This is a genomic window from Streptomyces atratus, from assembly GCF_014648655.1.
Lineage (GTDB): Bacteria > Actinomycetota > Actinomycetes > Streptomycetales > Streptomycetaceae > Streptomyces > Streptomyces atratus.
In genome coordinates, this window is sequence record NZ_BMRN01000107.1 from 1 (window position 1) to 8,022 (window position 8,022).

Annotated in this window: 9 protein-coding genes; 8 read left to right on the forward strand and 1 reads right to left on the reverse strand. The window is 68.0% G+C overall.

The features are described from left to right. Positions 1 to 812: 812 nt before the first annotated feature. From IEZ15_RS46655 to IEZ15_RS42825, 8 genes are all read left to right on the forward strand, one after another. On the forward strand, positions 813 to 938 hold the full coding sequence (locus IEZ15_RS46655; RefSeq protein WP_268250516.1) for a hypothetical protein: 126 nt from the start codon (positions 813 to 815) through the stop codon (positions 936 to 938). Positions 939 to 1,380: 442 nt separating this feature from the next. Then, complete coding sequence (locus IEZ15_RS42795) at positions 1,381 to 1,680, forward strand: hypothetical protein (protein WP_229846560.1); 300 nt, start codon at positions 1,381 to 1,383, stop codon at positions 1,678 to 1,680. Between the two features lie 5 nt (positions 1,681 to 1,685). Continuing rightward, complete coding sequence (locus IEZ15_RS42800; RefSeq protein ID WP_189282342.1) at positions 1,686 to 2,042, forward strand: hypothetical protein; 357 nt, start codon at positions 1,686 to 1,688, stop codon at positions 2,040 to 2,042. 270 nt (positions 2,043 to 2,312) lie between these two features. Continuing rightward, positions 2,313 to 2,603 carry a lactococcin 972 family bacteriocin gene (locus tag IEZ15_RS42805; protein WP_189282343.1) on the forward strand — a complete coding sequence of 97 codons (291 nt, stop codon included), beginning with the start codon at positions 2,313 to 2,315 and terminating at the stop codon, positions 2,601 to 2,603. A 136-nt stretch (positions 2,604 to 2,739) separates the two neighbouring features. After that, the gene (locus IEZ15_RS42810; protein WP_229846561.1) at positions 2,740 to 3,093 is read left to right on the forward strand and encodes a hypothetical protein; all 354 of its coding nucleotides are present in this window, start codon (positions 2,740 to 2,742) and stop codon (positions 3,091 to 3,093) included. Continuing rightward, positions 3,033 to 4,856 (forward strand): bacteriocin-associated integral membrane family protein, encoded by a 1,824-nt coding sequence (locus IEZ15_RS42815; RefSeq protein ID WP_189282345.1) that lies wholly within the window; start codon positions 3,033 to 3,035, stop codon positions 4,854 to 4,856. The genes IEZ15_RS42810 and IEZ15_RS42815 overlap by 61 nt, the downstream gene beginning before the upstream one ends. Positions 4,857 to 4,900: 44 nt before the next feature. Continuing rightward, positions 4,901 to 5,551 (forward strand): ABC transporter ATP-binding protein, encoded by a 651-nt coding sequence (locus tag IEZ15_RS42820; RefSeq protein ID WP_189282346.1) that lies wholly within the window; start codon positions 4,901 to 4,903, stop codon positions 5,549 to 5,551. After that, a complete protein-coding gene (locus IEZ15_RS42825; RefSeq protein ID WP_189282347.1) occupies positions 5,552 to 6,997 on the forward strand; it encodes a glycosyltransferase family protein in 1,446 nt (481 codons plus the stop codon). Between the two features lie 498 nt (positions 6,998 to 7,495). Here the strand turns inward: IEZ15_RS42825 and IEZ15_RS42830 are convergent, their stop codons facing one another. Continuing rightward, entirely contained in the window at positions 7,496 to 7,696 is a 201-nt protein-coding gene (locus IEZ15_RS42830) for a hypothetical protein (RefSeq protein WP_189282348.1), read from the reverse strand. Between the last annotated feature and the right edge of the window lie 326 nt (positions 7,697 to 8,022).

Here is an 8,022-nt window from a genome sequence, read left to right on the forward strand (position 1 = left end):
GGCTGCGGGCGATCTTGGCCGAGAACCCGTCTACCAGGAGCTTCGTCGTTCCGCAGATCCGTCCAACACGCGGCCAGCACCGTCAGGCTGGAAAAGGCTCCCTGGTCGGACGCGCCGTTGGCTGCGGGGGGTGTGGCAGTTGCCCGGAATTTCGTGCCGCCCGGCGGTACAGAGCCCATGCCGGCAGCGCCCAGTAGGTTCCTAGTCTTCTGACGGTATAGCGCGTGTGAGCCCTTGAACCGCAGTGATGGTGTAGAAGGTGACCTCTGCGGCTCGGTTGGTCCGCGTATGGTCCGGATCTTTCCTGTCCCGTGGCTTCGCGAGCGCGGCAGAGGCTGAGGGGCAGCTGGAAGGGGTGACGCCCTATGGGAAGCGCCTGCGTGCGGGTACCGCGTGGCACAGTTTGTAGGGGCCGTCCAGGGGGCTACGCCGGTCCAGCGCGGGCGCGAAACCGCAGGTCAGGGCCTTCTGCTCCGGGAGAGTCCGCCCAGTTCATGATCGCTGTGCGATAGCTGGTGATACGGCGAAGGCTCGTTGGGGCCATCTCGACGGGGCTTCTGCAGGAAGCGATGGGCAGACTGTCGATTCAACGCTCTCGAGCGTTCAGGGCCAAGCTGCGGGGCGTAACGAGGCCCAGCCTGATCCCACGGCACGGTCGTTCGCTTCAGCTCGCGGAACTGCTTTGCCTGAGCAACGAACTGGACGAGTCGCTCGACAGACTGGTGGGCCGTCTGAGCGCTGCCAGGAGTCGGTGCCAAAGCATCGACGGAAGATCGCGAGAGGTTGCGGGCGCCCGCTGGCCGGACCCGGGTGTGCCGGTTGTCGCGTCGCAGCCGCCGCGCTGGATCGCCCCGAACCGCGTCGCCCCGGGCGTCCTGCCCATCCGCCACGTCCTGCGCACCGGTGCCCCGCTGCCGCACACCGTCCTCCATGTCTGACAGGAAGGCTGCCTGCTGCCCGCGAGCGGCTCGGCATCGCCGCCTCCCTGCCGAAACCGCACCCTGACTCTCACCGCGCGCTGGCACGACCGTGTCGATCCCGCCGGGGGCCGGATCCGGGTGAGCACCGACTGAGTGATAGTCACCATGCGTTTCAGAAGCGGATTTTGACGGAGCATCACCTACGCAACGGAAGGTGACGGTGATCACCATATGAAGAATTGATGGCCAGTGATTGACCTTTCGTTGTAGGTTCTTGGTGTGCCCATCCGGTCGGCTGACCACCGGCAAACGGATGGCGCTCAGGGGGTAGTGGTCCTGCACTTGGAGTCCGCCTCGATCTGTTCGGTCGAGGTGTGGTTCAGTGATTCCGTCGACGGCGGAAAAGTGCGCACCGCGGTATGCGACAGGCTGCCCTCTATGGCAAACGACCATCGATATCGTGGAGGACCTCTCTATGCGCAGGCTGCTTGCCGTCTCCCCGCTCGTCACCACCGTTGTCGCGGCCGTGTTCTCCTTGGGGGTCGCCGCTCCCGCCCAGGCGGCGAGCGGATGGACCGCACATGTGCAGTGCACCAAGATGCGCATCTCCGACAACAGCGCCCACGGATTCGTGCAGGGGCATGGCTGGGCGAAGACCCAGCCGGACGCGTGGAAGGCGGCCATCAAGGACGCCAACGACCAGATGCGCGAAGGCTATCGTGCGAAGCACTGCACGAAGAAGAAGATCACGAGGGGCTGACGGGCATGAGGACGCGCACACTCAGCTTCGGGCTGTACGCGGACGAGCGCGGGCTGGCCTGGGCCAGGAACCTGGTCAGGGAAGCCGTGGCCTCCCGCAGTGCCCGGCTCGTCGAGGATAACGTCGCCCACACCGTTTTCGGCAGCGAACTGACGACCGCCGATGTCTACGGCTTCCTGGCGGAGCAGTGGGTCGCCGAACACCCCGGCGAGAGCAGCGGGGAGCGCGTGTCCGTGGAACTGTCCGTACGCGTGGTGTGTTCCCTGCGAACCTGGCGGGCGATCCGTAAGGCAGTGATCAGGGCTCTGTGCCCCGAGGGCCCGAAGCCGCACGCCTGCCGCGTTCCGTGGATCGCCGCCTGAGGCGGTCCGCCCAGAAGCTGCATTTCCGTCGCAAATTCGTTTCATTCGAGATTTTCCAGAATCCCCTTGCGTACCAGGGTGAGAACTGGCGAGTCGGCATGTCTGTCCCGTATCCGACAGGACGGCCCGCCCTTCTCTGAATTGGCCCGGCTCGGCCCCACGTCGACCGATAGCGACATTTCCCCGTCCGCGGAAAGCGGATCGAGCATGTCTGCGGTACGCCCCGAGGTCGACAGTCCATCAGGATCGCGAAGTGAAAGTGAGTCGATCATGACGATGAAGAACGGTCTCAAGGCCGCTATCGCGGCCGCTGCCCTCCTCGCTGCCGCCGCCGCTCCCGCGCTGGCCGTGTCGGAGGACGCCGGCGGCGGCAGATGGAGCCACGACGTCGGCGCCAACTACGTGTACTCCAACTACTTCCACAAGAAGAATTGGCACGCCTCCTCAGTGGAGGGCAAGTACTGGGCCAAGAGCGGCTGCACCAAGGAGAACGTGTGGTCCAAGGCGTCGGCCGAGAAGGCGAACACCATCAGCCACGCCTACTACGACCCAGCCTGCTGAGGTCCTGTGCTCGCGGCTGACACGGCCATGAGCCGCCGAGGCGCCGCCGGCTGTGGGGGATCCTCCCCCACAGCCGGCGGCGCCTCGGCTCCCCCACGACATGCGCGCTCCCCGAGTGCCCGGACCTAGGTAGTCGATGCTCCACCGAGGTATCAAATTCGTCCATTTCGCAGTGCTGGTCTTTTCGGCGATGCTCGCCTTCCTGTTTGTGCGCGGGCTGGACGAGCAACTGGTGCTGGGTAGCTCGGCACAGGTCTGGGTGTCCAAGTCCGACGACTCCGTGAACGGTGCGCAGGTCACACGTGCCGTCGCTCGGTTCGCCGAGGAGCACCGGGTCACGGTGGCGCGTGAACTTCCCGACCTGAAGAGGCCTGACCGGCTGCGGCATGTGTACCTGACCACCGGTGACCCGAAGGCCGACGCCGCCTCGTGGCTGACGACGGATACCCCGGCTTCAGCGGGCACGCCGACACCGAGGTGCACCCGCTAGCCGAGATCGAGCAGCGGGACCCCCGCGGCCTCTACTACGTCTTCGGCGCGCCCGGCGCCGCGGACGTGCTGACGGCCGAACTCGCTAGTCTCGGCCTGACCGCGAGCGTGCAGTACCCGCTTGCGTCCGGCGACCTGGCCGTGTCCTTCGCGGACGACGGCCTCTTCTGGTCCTTCGGTGCGGTCGCACTTGCTGCCGTGACGATGACGGGCGCGAGTGTGCTGCTCAGCGCGCGAACCTACGGGGTGCTGCGCCTGCAGGGCAGGTCGTTCACGGGCGTCCTCCTGCGCGACCTCGGACAGCTGGCGGGATTCTGGCCGGTCGCGGCCGGTACCGTCACGGCAGGGGTTCTAACCTTCCTGGGCCTCTACAACGGCTTCGCCTGGCTGGGCCTCTTCGCCGGCGTGGCCGGGTGCCTCGCCGTCCTGCTGGCCCTGCTCGTGCTGGCCGCCCATGCCGCCATGCTCGCCCTGACGTTCAAGGTTGAGGTACTGCGCGCTCTCAAGGGCGAGTTGCCCGCCAGGACGGCCTTCCTCGCCACGTACCTGGTGCGCGTCCCCGCGGTGCTGCTCGCCCTGGGGTTCGCCATGGACGTCACCCTAGCGGGCCAGCACGTGTTGGCCCGCCAGGACAACCAGGAGGTCTACGCCAAGGCCGACGACGCCGTCACCATCCGCCTCAACGGCAGCTGGGGTGGTGACACGGACGCCGTGGTGACGCACGTGGGCCGGTGGCTGCGCAAATCCGACGCGGCGGGCGAGATCGTCGTCGCTGGTCGGCGCGATCTGCAGAGCGTCTCCGCCGACTCTCACCTTCCCGAGGGGGAGATGCTCGTCGTCAACGAGACCTTCCTCGCCGAGCAGCCGGTCCTCGACCCGAACGGGCGTCGATACACCCCGATGCCGCACGATGGGAAGGCCCCGGAGGACCGCGCGGTGCGGCTGATCGTTCCGCAGTCCCTGGCGCCGTATGCAGCGGACATCAGGGCTACGGTCCCCGACGTGTTCGGCCGGCTGGATCCGGCACTGCGCCGGCGGGTCAAGGTCGAGACGCTGCAGGCCAGGAGCGGTCAGCGGATCTTCGCCTACAACTCGGGCAACCTCAGCCCGAACATGGCGTACAGTCCGGACGACGACCGGTCGCTGGTGCGCAACCCGGTCCTCGTCGTGGTGCCCGACGGCTCGAGGATCCTCACCAACGACGCGTACACCACGTTTGCGACGCAGGACGGGATCGTCTTCCCCGACCCCGGGGACGTGCTGCGTGCGATGGCGGCTCACGACGGCGAACTGCAGACCTACGTGGCAGCCGTGAACCCGGTTGGGCAGAACGCCGCCGCGCTGCTGCGCGACGCCCGCAACAAGTTCTGGTTGCAGCTCTTCGACCTCGTCGCGGCGGTGGGCGTCCTCCTCATCACCGGACTCGGTGTCTGCGTCATCCATGCGCGCAAGAACGCGGACACGATATTCGCGCAGCACATCAACGGCTGGCGATTCGCCTCGATCCACCGCAACATTCTGGCCGTTGAGGGACTCCTCGCGGTCTTCCTGGCCTGGTGGGTGCCCATCCGGGCCTGGCAGCAGAACCAGGATTTGAAGGACATCACCTCCCAGGGCATCCCCGCCCCCTACCCCCCTGTCCATGTCACGGCACTGGACCTCGCCACCATCGCCGGACTGGTCGCCGTCGAATTCTGCGCCGTTCTCCTCGCTCTCCGGGCGTTTCACCGGCGCATCGTCAAGGAGGGGGTGGTCGGCGCGTGAGCACCGCACCGGGCCCGTTCCCTCCGTCCAGCAGGAGCACTCACGTGATCGAGATCGTCAAGCTGTCGAAGACCTTCGGCACCCGGACCCTGTGGTCCGATGTCACCCGCTCCGTCGGCCGTCGCGAGATGGTCGCCCTTGTAGGCCCCAGTGGCTCGGGGAAGTCCACCCTCCTCAACTGCATCGGCCTGCTCGACAAGCCGAGCTCGGGGCAGATCCTGTACGAGGGGAAGGACATCACCGGGTTCGGTCCGCGTGAGAGCCGGCTGTTCCGCCGTGACGTCCTGGGATACCTCTTCCAGAATTACGCACTGATCGAGAACGCCGATGTGGCGGCGAACCTGAAGGTCGCGGCCGCACCACGGCGGTCCCTGCGCAACGGGAGCGATGCCGCTGTCGCCGAGGCACTCAGCCGCGTCGGCCTGGCGGGGCGGGAGACCGAGAAGGTCCACCGCCTCAGCGGCGGCGAACAGCAGCGTGTGGCGCTCGCCCGGCTCCTCGTCAAGCAGCCGAGCCTGGTCCTCGCCGACGAGCCGACCGGTGCCCTCGATCACACCAATGCCACGGTGGTTGTCGACACACTCCGGGAGATGAGTGAGGCCGGCTGCGCGGTGGTCATAGCCACCCACGACGACCGCGTCCGCGACCGGTGCGACTCCGTGTTCGCCTTCCATGACGAGGCCATGGCCGCCTAGATGAACAGTCATGTCACCGTTGCCCGCCTCCGCATACCCTTGTGGTTGGTCCCGTTGCCGTGGACCGTCGCGCTGGGGCTGTGGGGCCTGTCCCGGCAGCACAGCGTCTGGCGGGACGAAGCCGCCACCTGGCAGGTGGCCCTGCGGTCCGTCCCTGACATCTGGCACATGCTGGGGCGGGTCGACGCCGTGCACGGGCTGTACTACCTGCTGATGCACGGGCTGTTCACCTGCTTCGGGGCGAGCACCACCACCCTGCGGCTGCCCTCGGTCCTGGCCATGGCGGTGGCCGCCGTCTGTGTGGCGGTCATCGGGCAACGCCTGGCGGGGGTGTGGGCCGGCCTCGGGGGAGGGCTAGCCTTCGGGCTGCTACCGGCCGTGCAGTTCCACCTCCAAGAGGGCCGTCCGTACGCACTGGTGGCGGCCGGGGCCAGCGTCTCGACGCTGCTGCTGGTGACCGCGTTCGGCAAGCGCCGCGCAACGGGCAGTTGGTTGGCGTACTCGGGCACGGTCCTGCTGTGCGCGCTGCTGAACTGGCTGTCCCTGCTGATCCTGCCCGCACACCTGGCGACCCTTATGTGGGCGGGGGCCGGACGCAGGACCCTCATACGCTGGGCGGTGGCCGCGGCGGCGGCAGCCACCGCCGCCTCGCCCTTAATCCTCTTCAGCCGGAGCCAGTCCGACCAGGTCTCCTGGATCCCCCCGCTGACGTGGCACATGCTGATCGGCCCGGCGGTCCTGCTGGCGATCGGCGGACTCTGCGCAGTGCTGGACGGACCGGAGGTGGGTCGACCGTCGGTGGCGGCCGTCGGGCTGCCGCTGCTGGCGGTGCCCCAACTCGCCCTAGTCGGGATCTCCGTCGTAAAGCCCATGTTCCTGGACCGCTACGTGCTCTTCACGATGCTGGGCCTGGCCCTGCTGATCGGCACGGCGCTGGCCACGGCTGTGCGGGCGGCCGCACCCCGATTCCCACGTGGGTCGTGGTGGCTCGTCCCGCTGGCGCTCGTGGTGGCGGTGCTGGCGCTGATGCCGCAGTCCTTGGCCAAGCGGTCCCCCGGCAGCCGGGTCGACGACGTGCTGTCGGTGGCTGGTGAGGTACGGCAGTTGAAGAGGCCCGGCGATGGGGTCCTCTTCATCCCGGCGGCCCGGCGCGACACCGCACTGGTCTCCCCCCGCGACTTCGCCGGGCTGCGGGATCTCGCGCTCGCCGAGAGCCCCGTGGAGTCCGGGACGCTCAAGGGCGAGGAGGCCGGTCCGCGACGGATACGCGCCGCGATGCTGGCTCACCGGCGCATACTCCTCGTCACCGACGCATCCCGCGTGTCCCGTCCCGTCTCCGCGGACCGGGACAGGACCAAGGCTGCCGTGCTGGCCGCCCACTTCACGGTCGTGGCGGACAAACAGGTCCGGGGCCGGCGGGTCACGCTGTACCAGCGTCTCCGGTGACAGATGAGAGGGCCGGGCGGGTGAGTGAGACACCAGCGAACACCCTGCAATCACCCGAACCGGGCAGGGGGTCTGATTCCAGGTGACGCAGCTAGGGGCGGTCAGCGGTGGCCGAGAGATCACGCCTCTGCTTCCTGCGGCACGAGAAGTGCTCGTTCAGCCCTTCGGGTCCCCGAAGGGTTGCGGGCTGACCGCAGCCGAAGCGGCAGAGCGGGATCGCTCGACCCGACGCATCGACCGGCACTTTGGAGGATGATCGCGCGGCTGCCACGTCTCTGCTTCGGTTCAGCCCGCACCCCCGAAGCCGGACGGTCCTAGGCGTACCTGTCGCGCCGGACCCCTGTCGTGCGGATGGCTGGCGCTCCTTGTCGTCCAGGGCGGGCCCGTTCGCCTCGAGGTACTGCTGCCACTGCTATGCGGGGAGCCAACCGTGGTGGCCGCCCCGCTGGAACGGGATCCGCTCACCGGCCGCAGCTTCCACGATGAACCGGGTAAGGGTCAGACCGCCTTCCCCTGCGAAGGCGCTCGACTGATGGGCGGGCACGAGGACGCGGTGCCACCCTCCGCAGTATCCGGAGTCGGTGGGTTCTCCGGGTCGTAGGGCTTCTCCGGGCACCGGGTGAGCGCGCCGTTTTGGCTGCACTGGCCCTCCTCCAGGACGAAGTTGCCGTCCTGGACCGCGATGGGGTTCTTCTGCACGCGAATGACGGAGGCCAACAGGTTGGGCGTGCGGACCAAGGGACGGTGCCGATGCCTGCGTGGTCGGGGTCGGCGCGGTGGCGAAAAAGTTCGGCACCGACCGGCGCACGGTCCTGCTGGAGGCCGGGGGCGCCCCGGCGGCGGCCGTGCCGCTGCAGGTCGCCGACGACCCCTGCCGGGCCAGTCCTCGACGAGGTCGCCAATCGTGTACCGCTCCTAAAGCCAATACCGTTCAGTTAAGTGCTTCTGGGGTATCTTGGGGGGATGCCGCGTTCTGGTTGGGTGAAGCCGTCTTCTGATGTCCGGTTGTCGGATTTGGTGTCTGT